The sequence below is a fragment of the Leucobacter sp. NPDC058333 genome (assembly GCF_042726155.1).
Lineage (GTDB): Bacteria > Actinomycetota > Actinomycetes > Actinomycetales > Microbacteriaceae > Leucobacter.
Genome location: NZ_JBHXHV010000001.1, coordinates 314462 through 334067, shown reverse-complemented (window position 1 = coordinate 334067; position 19606 = coordinate 314462). Strand labels below are relative to the sequence as shown.

Sequence of the window (19606 nt, the reverse complement as noted above, 5' to 3'; positions counted from 1 at the left end):
AGCTCACGCCGCGTCTTCAAATAGAGAATAGTTAGATCCGCAATGACAATACTCAGACTTCGCTGAAAATCGACGGTCGTTTGAATGGACACCGCTGAGGCTCTCGAACCCGAGCCTGCGGTGGTCGCCACATATCGATGCAGCGACCACCGCGCGAAATACCCGGAGCGCCCGGTCTGTACGTCCCCTACAGAGTCGCGAGCGCCTCGTCCAGGATGTGCAGTGCCTCGTCGATGAGCTCGTCTGAGATGTTGAGCTGGGGCAGCAGCCGCAGCACGTGCCCATCGCTGCCGCCCGCCATCACGAGCAGCCCGCGTTCAGCAGCGGCCTTCGCAACAACGCCAAACGCGGCCGCGTTCGGCGAGCCGTCGGACTGCACGAGTTCAACGCCGTGCAGTGCCCCGAGCCCGCGCACGTCGCCGATCACCGCGTGGCGCTGCTGCAGCTCACGCAGACCCCGCTGAATACGCTCGCCGATTTCGGCGGTGCGTTCGAGCGTGCCGGGCTGCCGCAGCTGCTCGATGACCTCGACCGCTGCTGCGCAGCCGACCGGGTTGCCGCTGAACGTGCCGCTCAGCCCGCCCGTGGGAATCGCGTCCATCATCTCGGCACGACCGGTCACGGCCGACACGGGAATGCCGGCGGCAATCGCTTTGGCCGTGACGACCAGATCGGGCACGAGCCCGAAGTGCTCGCTTGCGAACAGTTTGCCGGTGCGACCGAGACCCGTCTGAATCTCGTCGGCGATGATGACGATGCCGTGCTCGTTGCACCACGCCTGCAGCGTCTCGAGGTAGCCGGGCGCCGGCAGCACAATGCCACCCTCACCCTGAATGGGCTCGATAACGAGGCACGCGAGATTCTCGGCGCCCGAGATCTTCTCCAGTAGCTTGATGCTGCGGCGCGCTGCCTCTGCGCCGTCGAGCCCGTCCTGGAACGGGTACGAGTTGGGAATGCGGTAGATCTCCCCCGGCCGGGGGCCCACGTTGGCCGAGTACGGCTGAGACTTATAGTTCATGCCGAGCGTCAGGTTGGTGCGCCCGTGGTACCCGTGATCGACGACCGCGATACCGTTGCGTCGCGTGTACGCGCGGGCGATCTTCACGGCGTTCTCGATGGCCTCGGCCCCCGTCGACGACAGCACGGACTTCTTCGCGAAGTCACCGGGCGTGATCTCGGTGAGCAACCGCGACACCGTCACGTACAGCTCATATGGGGTGATGGTGAATAGCGTGTGAGTGAACTTCTGCGCCTGCTCGATCATGGCGGTGAGCGGCGCGGGGTTGCCGTGACCGAGCGAGGTCACGCCGATGCCGCAACCGAAGTCAATGAACTCGTTGCCATCGACATCGGTGAGGATCGATCCCTCCGCGCGATCGATGAATACGGGCAGCAGCGACCCGACCGACGCCGAGACGTACTGGGCGCGCTCGGCGTTCAGCTGCTGAGAGCGAGGGCCGGGCACCTCGGTGCGGGTGCGCTGCGGGTAGGAGACGGTGGTCGACATTGAGAGACTCCTTCAGTCTGGAAGTACGGGAAATACTGGAAGTGCTGGACGTGCTGGGCGCACGGGAAACAGGGGAAGTACGAGTAACTGGTACTGGTTACGCCGTCTCGCGGCGCGCGATGTTGTAGAACCGGATCTCTTGGTACTCCTCGAGCCCCTCGCCGCTGCCCTCCCGGCCCAGGCCCGACTGCTTCACGCCGCCAAACGGAGCCGCGGGGTTCGACGGCACGCCATTGTTGATGCCGACGAGTCCCGTTTCGAGCGCATCAGCCACGTTCAGCGCGCGGTCGAGATTCTCCGTGAAGACGTAGCCCGCGAGACCGAACGGGGTGTCATTCGCCGCGGCGAGCACCTCCTGCTGCGTGCCAAAGCGGCTGATCGCGGCGACCGGACCGAAAATCTCGGTGTTCGCGATCTCCGAGTCCTTCGGCACCCGATCGAGCACCGTCGCTTCGAAGAAGTACCCGGCTCCCTCCCGAGCGCTGCCCCCAGTGCGCAGTTCGGCGCCGCGTGCAACGGCGTCGTCAACGAGTCGCGTGAAATCCTCAACCGCGGCGCGATTCACGACGGGCCCGAGGTCTGCGCCCTCGGCGATCGCGTGGCCCAGCTGCACGCCGGCCATGCGCTCGGTGAACGCCTCGACGAACGCGTCGGCGATGCCGTCCTGCACATAGATGCGGTTCGCCGCGATGCACGACTGCCCGCCGTTGCGCAGCTTCGCCGCGTACGCGCCCTCGACGGCGCGCTCAAGATCTGCGTCGTCGAACACGATGAGCGGCGCGTTGCCGCCGAGCTCCATCGAACTCTTGACGACGTGCTTGGCCGCGAGGCCCATGAGCGTCGAGCCGACGCCGGTCGAGCCGGTGAACGAGATCTTGCGCACGCGGGGGTCGCCGAGCACGGCCTCACTAAATCCGCCAGAGTCCTTCGTCGTCACGACACGCATCAGCTCGCGCGGCACGCCGGCCTCGGCCATGAGCTCAACGGTGAGCAGCGTGGTGAGCGGGGTGAGGCTCGCCGGCTTGATCACAGCGCCGCAGCCGGCTGCCAGCGCCGGCGCAATCTTGCGAGTGATCATCGCCATTGGAAAGTTCCACGGCGCAATCAGCACGGAGAGCCCCACGGGTGCGCGTCGCGTCAGAATGGTGGATCCGCCCGCCGGGTTCTCCCGGAAATTGCCGCCCGCGCGCAGCAGCTCGTCGGCGTACCACCGCACGTAGTCGCTCGCGTACTGCACCTCGCCGTTGGCCTCGGCGAGCGTCTTGCCCATTTCGCGGCTGATGACATAGGCGAGGCGCTCTCGATTCGCGATCAGCACCTCGTACACGCGGTGCAGGGTGTCCGATCGATGCCGCGGCGTTGTCTTGGCCCACGCGCGACCGGCCTCGTCTGCGATACCGAGCTGCTCGATGGCGTGCGCTGGGTCGTAACTCGGCAGCGTCGCGATGCGCTGCTCGGTCGACGGGTCGAGCACGGCGAACTCGTTGGAGCCGGGCTCGTGGTTCGCGAAGCCGGGAAGGCTGGCAAGCGCGGCGTCGGAGGCGGCGATGCGCTCCGATGAGGGCGTGAGCAGAGTCATTAACGCATCCTTTGGGGTTAGTGCAGTGGGCGATGCCGAGTGGCGATCGGGCGGGCGCGGTGCGCCACACGACCACAGCCTAACTCGTTGTACTATTGTCCGACAATCATTTGGGTCACAAAATTGCCCCGGGTGCCGAACGGACTGGCTTACTTCGCCAGGTATCCACCCTCGACCGGAATCGAGGCACCGGTGAGATACGCCGCCTCCGGTGACGCAAGGAACGTGACGACGGCCGCGACGTCGGCAGGCTCAGCGATGCGGCCGAGCGGAATCGCTTCAGCAACCCGCTTCGCCTCCGCTTCAGGATCAGCGAGGCCGTCGAGCCACTCCTGGTAGAGCGGCGTGCGGGTCATGCCGGGCGCGACGGCATTCACGCGAATGTTGTACTGGGCAAGGTCGATCGCCGCCGCCTTGGTGAACGCGAGCATCGCACCCTTCGACGCGCTGTACACCCCCATCGTCGGCACCCCGATGCTGGCGAGCCGCGACGTGATGTTGATGATCGCCCCGCCCTCGCCCTGTTCGCGCATCTGACGCCCAGCCGCGATCAAGAAGTTCATCGCCGCGAAGGTGTTGGTCTCGAACGTCTCACGGATCTCGTCCTCGCCCACCTCCAGCAGGTCCCCTGTGTGGTCGATGGCCGCGTTGTTCACGGCGAGGTCGAGCCGCCCGAACGCCTCGACCGCCCGCGCAACGACGTCGACGGCAGCGCCCCGTTCGGTGAGGTCGGCCCGAATGAACCGCACACGCTCGCCCAGTCGATCCTCGACCTCACGGCCTCTGGCCTCATTGCGTCCCGTGATCGCGACGCACAGGCCGCGCTCAACGAGTTGCTCGGCGATGGTCACTCCGATGCCGGAGGTCGCTCCCGTCACGAGTGCGACACGTTCGTTCGTCATGCGGCGTTCCTTTCGTCTGCGAGTCGCAGCGCAATGAGCGCGTAGGCGCGCGCGGCGATCAGCAGGTGTGCAATCGATACTCGTTCGTCTGGTTGGTGGGCCTGAGTCGTGATGTCGCCCGGCCCCAAAATGATGGTGGGGGCGCCGTGGTGACTCGCAATAAACCCGCCCTCGCACGCGGCCGTCCAACCGGTGATGCGTGCGGTGCCCGCGAGCTCGGTCAGCGCCGCCGCGGCGATCCGCACCACCGCTGCGTGCGGTTCTGCCCGGAATCCGGGCATCACCATGTCGACGCTTCCGCGTACCTCGATGCCGTCGGCGTTTGCGATGCCCGAGTGCGCAATATCGTGACGCGCAACGGCGAGGAGCTCATGAAGAATCTGTTCGGGATCTTCGCCCGGCATCGTGCGCCGGTCAACCGTGAGATGTGTGACTCGGGGCACCATGGACGTGCCGCTGCCACCTGCGATCGTGCCGATGTTCCAGGTCGGCGTGCCCAGCAGCGGATCGCGCTCGCCCGCGAGCGCAGACTCGTGCAGCGCGCGCACGGTTTCGACAATGCGGCTTGCGGCATATATCGAGCTGGCGCCGTCTTCTGGCCGTCCTGCGTGGGCCGATGCGCCGATGACTTCGAGATTCAGGTTCGTCGCACCGCGACAGCCGACCACGACCTCAAGGTCGGTCGGCTCGGCCACGATGCACGCGAGATACTCGCGCGGCGCGTGGTCGGCGAGCCAGGCGCGAACCCCCTGCGATCGATCCTCCTCGTCGACGGTGCAGAGCAGTTCCAGTCGCAGCTCGGGTGCAACCTCGGCGACTGCCGCCATCGCGGCGATCACTGCGGCGAGGCCGCCCTTCATGTCGGTCGCGCCGCGGCCGTATATTTCACCGTCGACGAGCGTCGGCTGAAACGGGTCGGTCGTCCAGCCCTCCCCGGCCGGCACCACATCACTGTGGCCGAGAAACAAGATCGCTGGCCCGGTCTCCGGGCCTATCGAGGCATGGAGGTTCGGGCGATCCGGAGCCCACTCGTGGAGCTCGACCGTGGCGCCAATGCGCTCGCACGCCGCCCGCAGCCTGCGCACTGTCTCACCCTCGGTGCCACCGGGATTCTCGCCGCGGCCCGTGATCAGCTCGCAGGTGTCAGCCACGATTCGGTCGACGTCGATGAGCGCGACCGCGCGCTCCGCCCGCGTCACGAACTACCGCCCACCGTCGGCAAGCCCGCGCCCGGCACCGCGAGCGCCGCGGCCCGCGCCAATCGATCCACGCCCTCTGCAATACGCTCGGGAGATGAGGTTGCAAAACACAGTCTCAGGCTATTGCGCATCGAGCCGTCCGTCGTGAATGCGGGTCCGGGAATATACGCCACGCCCTCCGCGAGCGCGTCGGTGAATAGCGCCTCGGTGTCGATCGATTCGAGGGCGCCAGCGAAGGTGACCCACAAAAAGAAGCCACCGTCGGGGTCTGTCGCGACCGCCCGATCGCCAAATGCGCGCTCGAGTTCGCGTCGCATCGCGATCTTGCGCTCACGGTAGATTGGTTTCAGCCGCTCGATGTGCGGCGCGAGGTGTCCGTTTTCCAGGAACATTGCGACCGCGTTCTGGGCGGGCACCCCGGTGCACGTGTCCATGGCCTGCTTCGCGCTGATCGCGAGCTGACGCAGCTCGGGATCCACGTCGATCCAGCCGACCCGCAGGCCCGGCGCGATCGTCTTCGAGAACGTGCGCACCTGAAAGACGAGCGGGTGCCCGGGGGCGATCTCGGCGAAGCTCGCCACGTGCTCTCCCCCGAAGCGCAGCAGACCGTAGGGGTCGTCCTCGATGATCATCGCGCCCCACCGCTCCGCGAGTTCGAGCAATCGCACTCGGCGCTCGCGGGTGAGCGTGACGCCCATTGGGTTTTGAAAGTTCGGGATCGTGTAGATCGCTTTTGGCGTGCGACCCGCTCGCGCCACGATCTCTGGCAGGCCGTCGACGATCAGACCGTGTGCGTCTGTCGGGGCGCCAATCACCTCAGCTCCGTAGCTCAGGGCCGTCGCGTTGCCGTTCGTGTAGGTCGGCGCCTCGACGATCACGAGATCTCCGGGATCGACGCAGAGTTTGAACGCGAGATCGAGCCCCTGCATGCCGCCGGTCGTGACGAGGAGGCGATCGTCGGTCGTCGCGACCTCTGTCTCGCCGACGAGCCGCAGAATCTGCTCGCGAAGTCGCGGCTCGCCCGCGGAGTCGCCGTAGTCGAAGCGACCGCTGCGCTGCGACGCGAAAGCGTCATCGAGCGCCGCGATCGGCATCAGGTCTTCATTCGGTGCCCCCATCGCGAACCGCACGATATCGTGCGTCTGCTCAGCCAACAGCGAGGTCGACGAATCGATCACGGATCCGAGCAGCTGGCGCTGCGACCTCGGAAACGCGAGCGTGGGCGCGGGGGTCATGGTGTCTCCTTGATGATGAGTGTGCGCGGGGCGTCGGTCAGCACGTCGGCGCCACCCGGCGCGACGCGCACCGACTCCGAGACCTCGAAGCCGTAGCCGGTCATCCACATGCCAGCGATGACGTGGAAGGTCATGTTCTCTTGGAGCACGGTCGTGTCGTCGGCGCGGATGCTGACCGTGCGCTCGCCCCAGTCGGGCGGGAAACCGATACCGATGGAGTAGCCGAGCCGCGACTTCTTCTCGAGGTCGTAGCGCGCGAGCACCGCATCCCACGCGGCGGTCACGTCGGCCGGAGTGTTGCCCGGCTTGAGCTCGGCGAGCGCCGCGTTCAGGCCCTCGACCGTCGCGCCAGCGAGCCGGTCGAGATCGCGGCTCGGGGCGCCGAGCGACACGGTGCGGGCGAGCGGGGCGTGATAGCGGTGGTGAGCGCCAGCCAGTTCGATCGACATTGCCTCACCCCGCACGAAGCGCTCGGCGGTCCAGGTGAGGTGCGGGGTGTCGGCCCCATCGCCGTAGAGGAACATCGGCACGATCGCGGGGTAGTCTCCGTCGACCGACTCGCCGCCCTCGTCTTCGGGGACCCCGCGCGCCTGCGCCGCCATCACGCCGGCGGCGAGTTCGTTCAGCGGCCGGCCGTCCTCGATGAGCTCGACCGCGCACCGCATGGCCTCGCTCGCGACGCGGCCCGCCCGGCGCATCTCGCCGATCTCAAAGTCAGACTTCACGAGCCGCACCCAGTTCACGAGTTCGCGGCTCTCGACCAGGGTCCACTCGGGCGCGCCATCACGCAGCGCCAGATACGAGCGCACCGCAAAGAAGTGCGCGTCGCCCTCGAACCCCACGCGGCCGGGTGTCGCGTAACCACGCTCACGCAGCACTTGGGCAACCCACACCATCGGGTGGGTGTCGGGCCGGTGCACGAGGCGTTCGGGGTACCCGAGCACATCGTCTGCGTAGCGAATCGCGGTGCGGTGCGCGCCAAGTGCATCCATCTCGCGCATGGCGAGGATCGGCGTGCCAGTGAGCGGCACGAACAGGATCTGCGGGGTGTAGAACGACCACGCGTTGTACCCGCTCAGGTAGAAGATGTTCGCCGGATCGGCGACGATCAGCGCGTCGAGCTCCGCCTCGCGCATTGCCTGACGCACACGTTCGAGACGCGTGTCGAGCTCCGCTCCGGTTACTAGCCCATCCAACACGGTGTCCTCCTTTAGACGTGACCCTCTTCACAATACGGACGTGCAACTCTTCAATAAAGGTGCTGAAATAGACGGATACGATTCACTCAGAGTGAATTGTCGGAGGAGGTGGCCATGCTCGACGTCGGCAAACTGGCGCTGCTGCGCGAGGTCGCGACGCACGGCGGCATCTCGAGCGCTGCCGCGGCGCTCGAAATGAGCGCGTCGAACGTGTCGCAGCAGTTGCGCCGACTCGAACGCGACTACGGGGTCTCCCTGCTCGAACCCCGAGGTCGCGGGGTCAGCCTGACCCCCGCCGCAGAGCGCCTGGTGCGCCGCACCGAAGAGGTGCTCGGCATGCTGGAGGCCGCGGAAACCGAACTCGTATCGACCCGTGACACCGCGAGTCGCACCGTGCGGCTCGTCGGTTTCCATACCTTCGCGGTCGGCCTGCTCGGCTCCGTCGTCGCGCAATTGCGCGCGCTGGCACCCGATCTGTCGCTGGAGTTCACGCAGCTCGAACCCGAGGCGGCCATCGACGCCGTGCTTGCCCGGCGCGCGGATCTCGCGGTGATCGACGAGTACGCGGGCCTGCCGCTCGCCCCGACCCCCGGCATCGTGCGCGTGGTGCTTGGGCGCGAGCCCGTTCGTGCGTATCTGCCGACGGGCGCCGAGCCCGCGGCCGACGCAAGCTGGGCGATGGAGCCCGCCGCGAGTGACTCCGCGACGTGGATGCGCAGTGTCTGCCGCACCGCCGGTTTCGAACCGCGCGCCCGCTACGTGTCGCCCGACCCGTACGTGCACCGTCGGCTCCTCGAACAGGGCATCGCTGCCGCGTTTTTGCCGGCGACCGTCGCCGCCGATCTGCCGGCTCACGTGCGCCTCGCCGACGGCATCCCGGCCGGCCTGCACCGCACGCACACGCTCATCCTGCGCCGCGGCACCGAGCGGTCCGCGAGCATCGACGCGTGCCGGGCGGCGATCGCCGCTGCGCTGAGCGACGCCGTCGGCGAATCGACGTAACCGGCGTCATCGGCGCGGCCTGCACGTGGGGAACCGGCGCCGCGTCTCACGACACCGTATAACCTCCGTCGGCGGGCAGGATCGCGCCGGTGATGTAACCCGACTCCGGCGAGGCGAGAAAGACCGCGGCACCCGCGATGTCACCCGGCGTCGCGAGCCGCGCGAGCGGCACCCGGCCCGACACTTCTGCCTCGGCGGCGGCGGGGTCCGGCTGCTCGGCGAGCCACGCCTCGATGAGCGGGGTTTTCGTCATCCCGGGCGCAACAGCGTTCACGCGCACGCCGAGCGGGGCGAGCTCAACGGCGGCCGCGACGGTAAACGCGTTCATCGCCCCCTTGCTCGCCGCGTAACCGCTCACGCCCGGCATACCCACGACGGCGAGCCGAGAACTGATGTTGACGATCGCGCCGTGCGCTTCCCCGAGCAGCGGAGCGAGTCGCCGCGTCAGCAGCATGTGCGACACCACGTTCAGCGCAAGCGTCTCAAGCAGTGACTCGTGGTCGAGCTCTGAGATGAGATCGTTGTGCCGCCGCCCCACGTTGTTCACGAGCGCGGCGAGGGGGCCGATCCCGCGCGCCTTCCGCACCGCTTCCCACCCCGCGAGCACCGCTTCGGCCGCCGCGGGGTCAGCGTGGTCGACCTCGATGTAGTGGATGCCCTCGCCGAGCGGTTCCGCGGGCCGCGTGCGCCCGGTCGCAACGACGGTGAAGCCCCGCGCCACCAGCCCACGCGCGATCGCGAGCCCGATGCCAGAGGTGCCGCCAGTGACAATTGCAGAGCCAATTGCAGAGCCGAGTGTCTCGGTCATCGCTCGCTCCCCCAGAGTCCGTGCGCGTCGTGCGTCGGCTCGCCACCGACCACCGTCGCGAGCACCTCGATCTCGCCAATACGCGACGGCTCGACGCTGGTCGGGTCGTCGCTCAGCACGGCGAAGTCGGCCAGAAAGCCCGGTGTGATCTTCCCCTTCGCGTGCCCCCACCCAGTGACCGCCGCCGAACCCACTGTGTAGGCACGCAGCGCTTCAGTCGCCGTGAGCCGTTCGTTACCGCCGTACACCCACCCGTCCGAGGTGAGCCGCTCAACAGCCGACTGCATGACGGCGAGGGGTCGTCCGTTGGCGACCGGCCGGTCTGAGCTGCCCGCCACCGGCAGACCGTGGCGCAGCAGACTCGCGAGGCGAAACGACACCTCCGCCCGCTCGTCGCCGATGTACTCGCGGAAACCGTCGCCGAAAACGCGCATGAAGTACGGCTGGGCGACGATCGACGTGTCGAGCGCGGCGAGCGCCCCGAGCTGCGCATCGCTGACCACGCCGCCGTGCTCCAGCCGGTGCGGTAACGGCGGCGTGGTGCCCTCGGCTCGCAGCTGCGTGAGAATGCCGATCGCCAGGTCGACGGCTTCGTCGCCGACCGCGTGCATCGCGAGGGCCCAGCCTGCACGCCCCGCGGCGAGCGCGCGCTCGCGCATCTCTTCGACGTCGCCCTGAAAGTAGCCGTGATTGCCCGGGCAGTTGTCGTATCCACCGGACATGCGCGCGGTGTTACCGAGAATCGAGCCGTCGAGAAACATCTTCACGGGCCCGAGCTGGAGGCGGTCGCTGCCGAGCCCGCTGCGGAGACCGCCGGGCAGCCCGCGAAACGCGCGGCCGTCGGAGCTCAGCTGCACGCGCTCCAGTACATCGCCGACGAGCATCGGCTGCATCCGCGTGCGCAGCACGCCCGCCTCGAGCGCCGCCTGATACGCCGCGAACTCTTGCGCGCTGTGCCCGATCCAGCCGCCACCAATACCGGCGTCGGTGACGCTCGTGAGGCCCTCGGCCGCATACGCGCGCGTGGCTGCGTCGAGCGCCGCAACGATCTGTTCCTGCGAGGCCGGGAGGTGGTACCGCTGCACCAGCTCCATCGCGGTCTCTTCGAGCACACCCGTGGGGCGGCCACGCTCGTCGACGACGACGCTGCCACCGTCAAACGATTCCGAGCCATCGATGCCGAGCGTCGCCAGTGCCCGCGCGCTCACGATGCACGAGTGCCCCGAGGTGTGCTTGATCCAGACCGGGCGCCCGCCAGATGCGCGGTCGAGCGCTTCGGCGTCGGGGTATCGCCCTCCCGTGTCCATCTGGTTGTACCCCGACGCGATGAGCCAGTCGCCGGGCGCGAGGGTGCGCGCACCCTGCGCGATCCGGCCGTACAGATCGTCAAGGCCCGCGCACCCAGCGAGCCCGACCTCCAGCAGCGTGTGCCCGAACCAGACCGAGTGCGCGTGCGCGTCGTTGAAGCCGGGCACCACTACCGCGCCATCCGCGTCGATGCGCCGTTTCGCGGTCAGCGCGACGGCGTCGGCGCCGACCGCAACCACGCGCCCGTGCAGCGTCGCTACGGCGGGCGCGGCGGGCGCCGCCACATCCTGCGTGAGAACGCGCGCGTTCTCAATGATGGTGTCGACGCGCACGGATCACGCCTCGCCGGGTGCCGGGATACGCTCGCCTGCGGCCACCACCGAGACCGGGGCGGTGCGGATCGAGACGCCCGTCGTGTCCTTCATCGCGAGGGCGGCGATCAGTCCGACGGCACACGCAGCCATCATGTAGACCGCCGGCCACAGAATGAACCCGGTCGACTCGATAAGCGCTTCGTTCACCATCGGTGCTGTGCCGCCAAACAGCGCGGTCGCCACGTTGTAGGTGAGCGCGAAGCCCGCGTACCGCACGTGGGTGGGGAAGAACGCGGGGAACGTCGCCGAGATCGTCGCGAGCTGCGGGATGTACAGCAGACCGAGCAGAATGAACGCGACAATCGCCCAACCGAGCCCCTGGCCCATCAGCATGTAGAGCGGGATCGCGAAGACAAAGAGTCCGACGAGCGAGAAGATCCACATCGGCTTACGCCGGACGCGGTCAGACAATCCGCCGAAGAACGGCACGAGCAGCATCATGCCGAACTGGCCGACGAACATAATTACGAGCACGGTCGTCGGGTCGATGCCGACGCTGTGCTCGAGGTAGGTCGGCATGTAGGTCAGCAGGGTGTAATTGACGACGTTGAGCGCAATGACGAGGCCCGCCATGATCAGCATGGCCCTCTTGTAGTGCGAGAAGAGTTCGCGCCAGACGCCGCGCTTCGCTTCGGCGCCAGCCGCCGCATTCTGCTTTTCTTGCTCCTGGAACACCGGGGTGTCCTCGAGCTTGCTCCGCAGGTAGAAGCCGATCAGGCCGAGCGGGCCGGCAATCAAGAACGGGATCCGCCAGCCCCAGTCGCCCATCACCGCAGTGCCGACGATCACGCTTGTGGCCAGCACGATCAACGAACCGAGGGCGAAGCCGCCGAGGGTGCCGAACTCGAGGAAGCTGCCGTAGAAGCCGCGCTTCTTATCGGGGGCGTACTCGGCCATGAAGGTTGCGGCGCCGCCGTACTCACCACCGGTCGAGAATCCCTGCACCATGCGCAGCAGGATCAGGAGCGCGGGCGCCCACAGGCCGATCTGCTCGGCGCTCGGCAGGCAGCCGATCAAGAACGTCGAGGCCGCCATCATCAGGATGGTGATCGCGAGCACGCCCTTGCGTCCGATCCGGTCACCCAGCGGCCCCCAGAACATGCCGCCGAGCGGGCGCACCAGGAACGATAGGGCAAACGTGGCGAGCGTCCACACCGTGCCGGTGCCGTTGTCTGACGGGAAGAAGTTGAGGGTGATATACGTCGCCGCCACGGCGTACACGCCGTAGTCGAACCACTCGATCGCGTTGCCCATCGCGGACGCTGCGACCGCCTTCCGAATCGTTTTCACGTCAACGGGGGCGCGAGTCGCCTGGCCTGCAGCGCTGGGGGCCGGGTATTCAGACATGTGATTCTCCAGTTTCTAGTGTTGCTGGTCTCGTGTCGGATGCGTTCGTCGGAACAGTGTGCCGAGGCTGGGTGCCGAAACGGTGACGCCCGCGAGCCGCAGACCCTGCCACAGCGTGACCTGGTTCGCGGTGAGCACGGGCTTGCCGAGCGCGGTTTCCAGGCGCTCGATGAGGCGGGCCGTATGCATGGCGGTGTCGGGCAGGAGCACCACTTCAGCCTCCTCGGGATTGTTGCTGCTGGCAAGGCCTATAACGCCGTCGTCGTCGAGTTCGCCGGCGAGTGCCGCCGTCACGATGTCATGGCTCACAAGCGACACGACCGAGATGCCAGCGTCTTCGAGCAGGGCTCGGAAGTGCTTCGATACGTCTTCGGGATACGTCGCGGCTATCGCAACGCGCTGCGCGCCGAGGGCCCGCACGGCGTCAACAAACGCGAGCGACGTCGAGGAAGCGGGGATTCCGAGTGCTTCGCCGACCTCCTCAGCCTGGCGGGTTGCCCCGTCGAGACCGAAGACGAAGCTGCCAGAGGTGCAGGCCCAGAGCACGGCATCGGGGGCGCTCACGCGCAGCGCCGCCGCACCGTCGAGCAGCCGTTCGCTCTTGCCGAGGTCGAGCAGCGCATCAACCTCGTGGGCGTCGGTGCCGACCGACGTGTGCACCAGTTTCAGGGCAACATTCGCTGGCATGAGCGACTGCATGTACGGGTAGTCGTCCTCCGCACCGAACCCCGGGTAGAGGAAGCCGATGGTCGTTGTGTTCATGCTGCTCTGCATCCTTTCGCGGCTCGGCCGGGGCAGCCTCAGCGCTGCGCCTCTCACCAACCTATCCCAAAATAGCCCAACATTAGGATTGTTGACAATCTATTTGGCGACATCTAGCCTGGCCATCAGTTCACCAACTTGAGGAGTCCACATGAGTCGCTACATCACCATTACCCTCGTCAAGCGCGGCGTATCCTGCCGCGCCCGGCTACTCGACGACGAGGCGCCGCGCACCGCAGAGGCCGTGTGGAACGCGCTTCCACAGGAGGGTCAGGCATACCACGGCAAGTACGCGCGCAACGAGATCTACAATCTCGTCCCCGCGTTCGCGCCGCAGGAGCCCGGCTATGAGAACACAACAATCACGCCCATCCCGCGCGACGTCTGCTACTTCAGCTTTTCGGCCACTGAACTGGGAAATCCCGGCTACGGCTACCGCACAGGCGAGGGCGGCGACACCGACCAGAACATCGTCGATCTCGCCGTGTTCTACGGCCGCAACAACCTGCTGATCAACGGCGATCGCGGCTGGATCCCGGGAAACGTGTTTGCCGAGATCGAAGACGGTTTCACCGAGTTTGCCGCGGCCTGCCAAGACCTCTGGATGAACGGCGTAGCCGGCGAAACCCTCCGCTACGAGCGCGCCTAGCGCGCGGCGCCCGCCCGCGCCCCGCCGCGCCCGCCCGCGCCCCGCCCGCGCCCCGCTGAACCCGAGGGTCATCGCCGAGCACGAGGGGTTTTTCGCCGAAACTTCCCTCGGGTTCACGCGAAACCCTCGCGTTCAGCGGGGTTTGGGCGCGGGCCGGGCGGGCGCGGGCGGGGTTTGGGCGCGGGCGAAGCCCGGCGGCGCTAGTGCTGCGTCACCGCTTCCAGGAATCTCCGCGTGCGCTCTGACTGCGGGGTCTCGAAGATCTGCTGCGGGGTGCCCTGCTCAACGACCTGACCCTTGTCGAACATCACGACCCGATCCGAGATCTCCCGCGCGAAGCGCATCTCGTGCGTCACCATCAGCATGGTCATGTTCGTCGTTTTCGCAAGTCGACGAATCACATTCTGCACTTCCCCAACGAGCTCGGGGTCGAGCGCAGAAGTCGGCTCGTCGAGCAGCATCACCTCCGGTTGCATGGCGAGCGCGCGCGCAATCGCCGCGCGCTGCTGCTGACCACCAGACAGCTGCGGCGGAATGTGCCGCATGTGATCTTTGAGCCCGACGAGCTCGAGCAGCTCGACCGCGCGCTCGGTGGCGTCTGCCTTCGACATGCGTTTCACGTGAATCGGGGCCTCGATCACGTTCTCGAGCACCGTCATGTGCGGAAACAGATTGAACTGCTGAAACACCATGCCGATCTTCTTACGCGTCTCTACGGTCTGTCGCGTCTCGGCAACCTTCTGCCCGCGCTGTAGATTCCAGAGCACGTCGCCGCCCACGGTCACCATGCCCACGTCGGGCGTTTCCAGCGTCATGAGGACGCGCAAAATAGTGGTCTTGCCCGATCCTGACGGCCCAATGATCGTGACCTTCTCGCCCGGAGCGACCTCGAAATCGAGGCCCTGCAGCACGTGATTCGTGCCCCAAGATTTGCTCACGTTGTCGAAGGAGATCGCCACATCGGCGTCTTCGTGGGGGTTGTTGAGGCTTCTGAGGATGTCAGTGTGTGGGGACAAGGCGTTGCTCCAGACGTCGAATGAGCAGTGAGCACGGGAAGCTGACGATGAGGTACAGCAGTCCCGCAATGGTGATGGGTTCGAGATAGCGGTAGAAGTTGCTGCCGATCTGCATGGCCGTGCCCATGAGTTCCAGGATCGTGATTGATGACAGAATCGCCGAGTCCTTGAACATCATGATGAGGTAGTTGCCGAGCACGGGAATGATCGGGCGGATGGCCTGCGGCACCACGATCCTGAACCACATCCGTGCGGGCGGCAGGCTGAGGGCCTTACCCGCCTCCCACTGACCCTGCGGCAACTGTTCGATACCCGATCGGTACACCTCGGCCGTGTACGCGCTGTAGTTCAGTCCGAGCACGACGATGCCGGTGGGTAACGGGTCGAACGAGAGCCCAGCGTACGGCAGCACGAAATACGCGATGTAGGCCTGCACGAGCAGCGGGGTGCCGCGCACGAACGAGACGTAGAACGTCGCGAGGTGCGAGACCACCGGGATCCGTAGGTAGCGCAGAATCGCGACGACCAGCCCGACCACCAGAGCGATCAGGAAAGCGACGAAGGTAATCTGCAGCGTCAGCCAGAACCCGGCCACGAGATCGGGCAAAATGCTGGCGACGAATTGGTTATCCCAGATCATGAGGTCTTCACCCCCGGCAACAGCGAGGTGCGGGCGAGAATTTTGGCCTTGCGGTCGAGCGCGAAGCGGCGTTCAAGCATCCGGGTAACCCATCCGATCGCGAGGGAGAGCAGGTAGTACACGACCAGGATCGTGAGGAACAGCTCGACCGTCGCGCCCGTCACCGTGCGCGCGTTGAACGCTCGCCAGGTCAGGTCGGCGACCGTCACGAGCGACACCAGCGACGTGTTCTTCAGCAGATCGACCATCACGTTTCCGAACGACGGCAACATCGCCGGGATCGACTGCGGGATCAGGATCCGCCAGAGCCGCTGGGTGGGCGACATGCCGAGGGCGATCGCCGCCTCTACCTGCCCGCGCGGCCGGGACCGGATCGTGCCGCGCACGATCTCAGCCGCGTAGGCGCCCTCGTTGAGGCCGAGCGCGAGCACGCCGGCCACCAGTGGATGGAGCTGAATGCCGAGGAAGGGAAGGGCGAAGAAGAACCAGAACATCTGCACGAGCAGGCCCGATCCGCGAATGAACTCCACAAAGACATACGAGGGCCAGCGAAGGTACCAGCGGCGGGAGAGCCCCGACAGCCCCGCGGCAAATGCCACGATGACCGTCAGGGCGATCCCGAGCACGGTCACGAGTATCGTGACCGCGAGCCCCTGCAGCAGCAGGGGTGAATATTCGATGACTGCGTCCATGAGTCAGCCGCTCGGGTGAATCCGGGAGGACCTAACCCGCGTTCTTGCAGAGCTCGGCCGCGGTGACACCCTCAACCGCGGTGGGATCGAAGCCCCACTTCTCCAAGATCTCGCCGAACTCCGGTGTCTCCTTGAAATCGGCGAGCGCCTCGTTGTAAGCCTTGAGTAGCTTGGTGTCGCCCTTGCGGAACGCGGCACCCGAGCCGGTGCGCGGAGCGTCCTCGATCGGCTCCGTCACCTCCACGGCGCCGCCCGCCTCGGCCAGATCCTTCAGCGACAGAGTCGGCAGCAGGAACGCGTCTGCGCGCTTCGCGCCGATGGCCTCTACGCCGCTGCGTGCGTCTTTCACCAGCACCTGCTGCGTGCTCGGCACCTTCGCGGTCTTCAGAATGCCCTCTTCAAACCCGCCGGTAAGCACCGCGATCTTGAGATCGGGGTTGTCGATCACGTCTTGAATGGTCGTGATGTTGTTGGGGTTGCCGGTCGGCACGCCGAACGACTCGGTCGAGACGATGACTGGCTCGGAGTAGGCGACGGCGGCGCAGCGCGACTCCTTCATGAACAGGCCGGCGGCGACAACATCCCAGCGATTCGCGTCGAGGCCGGGAATCATCGACTCGTACGGGGTCGTCACGCCCTCGATGTCGTCGATACCCATGGTCTTGAGCACCGCGCGCAGCACGTCGGGCTCGGCGCCGGTGACGGTACCGTCGGAGTTGACCTGCGTGTAGGGCGGTTCGTTGGCAATCGCCACGCGCAGGTAACCGTTGTCGACCGCTTTCTTCAGGGTGTCTTGGGCGGATTCGCCGCCGCCGCCCCCACCGCCTGGCGTCGTGGCGGTGCACGACGTGATGAGTGTTGCGGCGAACAGCCCGCCGAGCACGGCTGTGACGATTCGTTTGGTTCGAGGGTGCCTATTGCGGGTCATCGGAGACTCCATTTCTGCGCTGTCGCTTCATTGGGACACAGTCGGACGTCGGCGCCACTTCAATGTGTAGAACCGTAGGACAATCCCACCAGGGGACAACTTGGCAGATTCGAGCGCGCACGTCAAGTCCGCGCCAAAGAATCGTGACCTCACCGTGATGCGCCCAACCCCACCCCCATCACCCTCACCCGCCACCCCACCTCACCCACCCCACCCCCAAATCCCGGAGCGGGGTAACTTTTAGGGGGTGTCGCATCCCCAACACCCCGCAGAAGTTACCCCGCTGCGCGGTTGCGGGAAGCGGCGGGGAGGGGTGGGGAAGGGTGGTGGGGGGCGGAGAAGGGTTAGTGGTCGGCCAGCGCTTGGCCCGGGGCCGTCGGCCGCCTGCCGAGGCGGCGGAGCGCCGCCCACATCGTCGCCTGATTGGCCGTGATGATCGGCTTGCCCAGCTCGGCCTCGAGCGGAGCGATCAGGTCGTACGTAGGGAGGTTCGTGCAGCTCACGACGATCGCCTCGGCCTCCGACGAGTCGACGCTTCGGATCAGCGCGGCGGTCGCCGCGTACGGCACCTCCCAGATGCGCTGCTCAAGCCCCAAGCCGTCGTGCCCAGTCACGCTCACGCCGTATTCCCCCAGAAACGAATCGAGCAGGTGCGACAGGGTTGGCACATACGGCGTCGCCACGGCGACCCGCCGCACGCCGAGCGCCTGCAGTGCTTCAACGATTGCACCCGACGTTGTTACAGCCTCGCCAGCGCCGGCGCCGCGCATCACGCCGAGCAAGCTCTCCTGACCCGCGCGCCCACGAACGAAGCTCCCCGACGTGCAGGCGTAAGCCACGACCTCTGCCCGCCCCGCCGTGACGCTGCGCACCCCGTCCGCCACGACTCCCTCGTCTGCAACCTCCCGCGCAAATTCGACCGTAACGACGTCGTCAACGAACGGCGTGCGCGTCATGAGCATGTCGACGTCGTCGGGCAGCCACCGCAGCAGCTCGGCGTCGAGCTCCATATCGAACGGCGCGACGACTCCCAGCGCCGCGCGGGCCTCGGGCCCAGAAAAATCAACACCCATGGCGAATCCTCCATATTGTACGATTGTCAACATTCCTAATATCGCACAATTATTCGAGTTTGGATCATGCCTGTTTCAGAAGCGCACCTCCCGCCGCCCCCGCCGCCCGCCGCGAACTACGTGCCGGTACGAGAGGCCGCAGGTGTGCTCTACGTCGCTGGCCAGACCCCGCACCGCAATGGCGAGCTGCGCCTGCGAGGCCGCGTCGGCGAAGCGGTCTCAGTGGACGACGCGCGCGAACTCGCGGGCGAGGCAGCGCTGGGCGCCCTCGCCGCTCTCAAGCAGCACCTCGGCTCGCTCGACGAGATCGAGGCGATCGCCTCCGTCACGGGTTACGTGGCGTGCACTCCAGACTTCGCACTGCACCCACGGGTGATCGATGGCGCCTCCGACGCGCTCATCGCGGTGCTCGGCGAGCGCGGGCGGCACGCCCGCGCCGCGGTCGGTGTGCAATCACTCCCCGACGGCGCCCCCGTCGAGGTCAGCGTCATCGCCCTTCGGCGACTCCCGGCTCGTCCGGCTGCTCCGACCGCAGGCGTGTAATCTCGGCGAGCGCGTGGTCCATGTGCTGCGCAAGTAGGGCGTGGAGCGTCGGCACGTCTTTTGCGCGGATGGCGTCTGCGATGCGGCGGTGCTCGGCGATGCGCTCCGGCAGCGGGAAGCTCGGCCCCTCAAGCGCGGCAAGACACATGCGGGTTTCTGCCGCCAGAGTCTCGTACATGCGGTTCAGGCGCGGGCTCTGAGCTTCTTCAACGAGCTTCTCGTGAAACGCGATGTCGAGGTCGATGGCCGCCCACGATTCAGCCTCGGTCGGATCCAGCGCTTCGAGCTCGTCAGTGAGCGCCGTAAGCGCCGCGTACATTTCTTCCGTGCGCCCGGTGACGTCGATCACCTTGAGGCAGGCGCCGCGCTCAATGGCGATGCGCGACGTGTAGATGTCGACGAGATCTTCTGGCCCGAACGTGGCCACGAAGATGCCGCGGTTCTTGCGCCCGACGAGCAACCCCTCCTGGGTGAGTCGCTGCATCGCTTCGCGCAGCAGCCCGCGACTCACGCCGAAGCGCTGTGACAGGTCGGTTTCGAGCAACTGCTGACCCGGCTTGAAGCGGCCGCGCGCTATCGCATCGCGCAGAGTACGCGCTATGAGCACCGGCGTCGATTCGCGCTCGAGCGGCGCGAAGTCAAATTGCTGTTCGCTCACGCGACCTCCCTCACCACGGCGCTCCACTGTGCACTTCAATCATGCCTCGTCGGCACGCCCCACACACAACACAGGGGTGGGGGGGGGGGAGCGGGGGGGCGGCGCGGGGGGGAGGGGGGTGGGGGGGGAGGTCGGGGGTTGGTTTTACGGGTGGGCCGCCCGCGGGGGGCCGTGGGGGCGAGGAC

19 protein-coding genes are annotated in these 19606 nt (G+C 66.8%); 3 read left to right on the top strand and 16 right to left on the bottom strand.

From position 1 onward, the window contains the following. Positions 1–187 precede the first annotated feature (187 nt). The 6 genes from ACFWHR_RS01510 to ACFWHR_RS01485 all read right to left on the bottom strand — a co-directional run bounded on the left by ACFWHR_RS01510 (position 188) and on the right by ACFWHR_RS01485 (position 7621). Entirely contained in the window at positions 188–1507 is a 1320-nt protein-coding gene (locus tag ACFWHR_RS01510) for an aminotransferase class III-fold pyridoxal phosphate-dependent enzyme (protein WP_382446497.1), read from the bottom strand. A 97-nt stretch (positions 1508–1604) separates the two neighbouring features. Next, a complete protein-coding gene (locus tag ACFWHR_RS01505; protein ID WP_382446496.1) occupies positions 1605–3086 on the bottom strand; it encodes an NAD-dependent succinate-semialdehyde dehydrogenase in 1482 nt (493 codons plus the stop codon). 149 nt (positions 3087–3235) lie between these two features. Continuing rightward, positions 3236–3988: an SDR family NAD(P)-dependent oxidoreductase gene (locus ACFWHR_RS01500; RefSeq protein WP_382446495.1), complete on the bottom strand. Its 753-nt coding sequence runs from the start codon at positions 3986–3988 to the stop codon at positions 3236–3238. Beyond that, positions 3985–5187 (bottom strand): M20 family metallopeptidase, encoded by a 1203-nt coding sequence (locus ACFWHR_RS01495; RefSeq protein WP_382446494.1) that lies wholly within the window; start codon positions 5185–5187, stop codon positions 3985–3987. The genes ACFWHR_RS01500 and ACFWHR_RS01495 overlap by 4 nt, the downstream gene beginning before the upstream one ends. Next, the gene (locus ACFWHR_RS01490) at positions 5184–6422 is read right to left on the bottom strand and encodes a PLP-dependent aminotransferase family protein (RefSeq protein ID WP_382446493.1); all 1239 of its coding nucleotides are present in this window, start codon (positions 6420–6422) and stop codon (positions 5184–5186) included. The genes ACFWHR_RS01495 and ACFWHR_RS01490 overlap by 4 nt, the downstream gene beginning before the upstream one ends. After that, a complete protein-coding gene (locus tag ACFWHR_RS01485; RefSeq protein ID WP_382446492.1) occupies positions 6419–7621 on the bottom strand; it encodes a M24 family metallopeptidase in 1203 nt (400 codons plus the stop codon). The genes ACFWHR_RS01490 and ACFWHR_RS01485 overlap by 4 nt, the downstream gene beginning before the upstream one ends. A 114-nt stretch (positions 7622–7735) precedes the next feature. Here ACFWHR_RS01485 and ACFWHR_RS01480 point away from each other — a divergent pair, with 114 nt between their 5' ends. Continuing rightward, positions 7736–8623, top strand: coding sequence for a LysR family transcriptional regulator (locus tag ACFWHR_RS01480; protein WP_382446491.1), 888 nt, complete (start codon positions 7736–7738; stop codon positions 8621–8623). Between the two features lie 46 nt (positions 8624–8669). Here the strand turns inward: ACFWHR_RS01480 and ACFWHR_RS01475 are convergent, their stop codons facing one another. Genes ACFWHR_RS01475 through ACFWHR_RS01460 form a run of 4 tightly spaced genes read right to left on the bottom strand, consistent with a single transcriptional unit; the run spans position 8670 to position 13222 of the window. Beyond that, entirely contained in the window at positions 8670–9431 is a 762-nt protein-coding gene (locus ACFWHR_RS01475; protein ID WP_382446490.1) for an SDR family NAD(P)-dependent oxidoreductase, read from the bottom strand. Next, complete coding sequence (locus ACFWHR_RS01470) at positions 9428–11071, bottom strand: amidohydrolase (RefSeq protein WP_382446489.1); 1644 nt, start codon at positions 11069–11071, stop codon at positions 9428–9430. The genes ACFWHR_RS01475 and ACFWHR_RS01470 overlap by 4 nt, the downstream gene beginning before the upstream one ends. 3 nt (positions 11072–11074) lie before the next feature. After that, positions 11075–12460, bottom strand: coding sequence for an MFS transporter (locus ACFWHR_RS01465; protein ID WP_382446488.1), 1386 nt, complete (start codon positions 12458–12460; stop codon positions 11075–11077). A 15-nt stretch (positions 12461–12475) separates the two neighbouring features. Further along, positions 12476–13222 (bottom strand): maleate cis-trans isomerase, encoded by a 747-nt coding sequence (locus ACFWHR_RS01460; RefSeq protein WP_382446487.1) that lies wholly within the window; start codon positions 13220–13222, stop codon positions 12476–12478. A gap of 151 nt (positions 13223–13373) precedes the next feature. Here ACFWHR_RS01460 and ACFWHR_RS01455 point away from each other — a divergent pair, with 151 nt between their 5' ends. Next, the gene (locus tag ACFWHR_RS01455; RefSeq protein WP_382446486.1) at positions 13374–13871 is read left to right on the top strand and encodes a DUF3830 family protein; all 498 of its coding nucleotides are present in this window, start codon (positions 13374–13376) and stop codon (positions 13869–13871) included. Between the two features lie 200 nt (positions 13872–14071). Here the strand turns inward: ACFWHR_RS01455 and ehuA are convergent, their stop codons facing one another. The 5 genes from ehuA to ACFWHR_RS01430 all read right to left on the bottom strand — a co-directional run bounded on the left by ehuA (position 14072) and on the right by ACFWHR_RS01430 (position 18220). Then, on the bottom strand, positions 14072–14887 hold the full coding sequence (gene ehuA, locus ACFWHR_RS01450; protein WP_382446485.1) for an ectoine/hydroxyectoine ABC transporter ATP-binding protein EhuA: 816 nt from the start codon (positions 14885–14887) through the stop codon (positions 14072–14074). Beyond that, positions 14871–15527: an ectoine/hydroxyectoine ABC transporter permease subunit EhuD gene (gene ehuD / locus ACFWHR_RS01445; protein WP_382446484.1), complete on the bottom strand. Its 657-nt coding sequence runs from the start codon at positions 15525–15527 to the stop codon at positions 14871–14873. The genes ehuA and ehuD overlap by 17 nt, the downstream gene beginning before the upstream one ends. Further along, on the bottom strand, positions 15524–16219 hold the full coding sequence (ehuC, locus tag ACFWHR_RS01440; protein WP_382446483.1) for an ectoine/hydroxyectoine ABC transporter permease subunit EhuC: 696 nt from the start codon (positions 16217–16219) through the stop codon (positions 15524–15526). Before ehuC ends, ehuD begins: the two co-directional genes overlap by 4 nt. Before the next feature lie 31 nt (positions 16220–16250). Then, positions 16251–17147 (bottom strand): ectoine/hydroxyectoine ABC transporter substrate-binding protein EhuB, encoded by an 897-nt coding sequence (ehuB, locus tag ACFWHR_RS01435; RefSeq protein ID WP_382446482.1) that lies wholly within the window; start codon positions 17145–17147, stop codon positions 16251–16253. Positions 17148–17491: 344 nt separating this feature from the next. Then, complete coding sequence (locus tag ACFWHR_RS01430) at positions 17492–18220, bottom strand: Asp/Glu/hydantoin racemase (RefSeq protein WP_382446481.1); 729 nt, start codon at positions 18218–18220, stop codon at positions 17492–17494. A 66-nt stretch (positions 18221–18286) separates the two neighbouring features. Between ACFWHR_RS01430 and ACFWHR_RS01425 the strand changes: the two genes are divergently transcribed. After that, the gene (locus ACFWHR_RS01425) at positions 18287–18763 is read left to right on the top strand and encodes a RidA family protein (RefSeq protein ID WP_382446480.1); all 477 of its coding nucleotides are present in this window, start codon (positions 18287–18289) and stop codon (positions 18761–18763) included. Here the strand turns inward: ACFWHR_RS01425 and ACFWHR_RS01420 are convergent. Continuing rightward, positions 18708–19421, bottom strand: coding sequence for a GntR family transcriptional regulator (locus tag ACFWHR_RS01420; RefSeq protein WP_382446479.1), 714 nt, complete (start codon positions 19419–19421; stop codon positions 18708–18710). The two genes, ACFWHR_RS01425 and ACFWHR_RS01420, sit on opposite strands and share 56 nt — an antisense overlap. Positions 19422–19606 lie beyond the last annotated feature (185 nt).

Excerpts from the sequence above, each read along its gene's own strand:
- ehuD (WP_382446484.1), bottom strand. The coding sequence starts at position 15,527 with ATGATCTGGGATAACCAATTCGTCGCCAGCATTTTGCCCGATCTCGTG.
- ACFWHR_RS01425 (WP_382446480.1), top strand. The coding sequence starts at position 18,287 with ATGCCTGTTTCAGAAGCGCACCTCCCGCCGCCCCCGCCGCCCGCCGCG.
- ACFWHR_RS01500 (WP_382446495.1), bottom strand. The coding sequence starts at position 3,988 with ATGACGAACGAACGTGTCGCACTCGTGACGGGAGCGACCTCCGGCATC.
- ACFWHR_RS01455 (WP_382446486.1), top strand. The coding sequence starts at position 13,374 with ATGAGTCGCTACATCACCATTACCCTCGTCAAGCGCGGCGTATCCTGC.
- ACFWHR_RS01510 (WP_382446497.1), bottom strand. The coding sequence starts at position 1,507 with ATGTCGACCACCGTCTCCTACCCGCAGCGCACCCGCACCGAGGTGCCC.
- ACFWHR_RS01490 (WP_382446493.1), bottom strand. The coding sequence starts at position 6,422 with ATGACCCCCGCGCCCACGCTCGCGTTTCCGAGGTCGCAGCGCCAGCTG.
- ACFWHR_RS01505 (WP_382446496.1), bottom strand. The coding sequence starts at position 3,086 with ATGACTCTGCTCACGCCCTCATCGGAGCGCATCGCCGCCTCCGACGCC.
- ACFWHR_RS01460 (WP_382446487.1), bottom strand. The coding sequence starts at position 13,222 with ATGAACACAACGACCATCGGCTTCCTCTACCCGGGGTTCGGTGCGGAG.
- ehuC (WP_382446483.1), bottom strand. The coding sequence starts at position 16,219 with ATGGACGCAGTCATCGAATATTCACCCCTGCTGCTGCAGGGGCTCGCG.
- ACFWHR_RS01430 (WP_382446481.1), bottom strand. The coding sequence starts at position 18,220 with ATGGGTGTTGATTTTTCTGGGCCCGAGGCCCGCGCGGCGCTGGGAGTC.
- ACFWHR_RS01480 (WP_382446491.1), top strand. The coding sequence starts at position 7,736 with ATGCTCGACGTCGGCAAACTGGCGCTGCTGCGCGAGGTCGCGACGCAC.
- ACFWHR_RS01475 (WP_382446490.1), bottom strand. The coding sequence starts at position 9,431 with ATGACCGAGACACTCGGCTCTGCAATTGGCTCTGCAATTGTCACTGGC.
- ACFWHR_RS01465 (WP_382446488.1), bottom strand. The coding sequence starts at position 12,460 with ATGTCTGAATACCCGGCCCCCAGCGCTGCAGGCCAGGCGACTCGCGCC.
- ehuB (WP_382446482.1), bottom strand. The coding sequence starts at position 17,147 with ATGACCCGCAATAGGCACCCTCGAACCAAACGAATCGTCACAGCCGTG.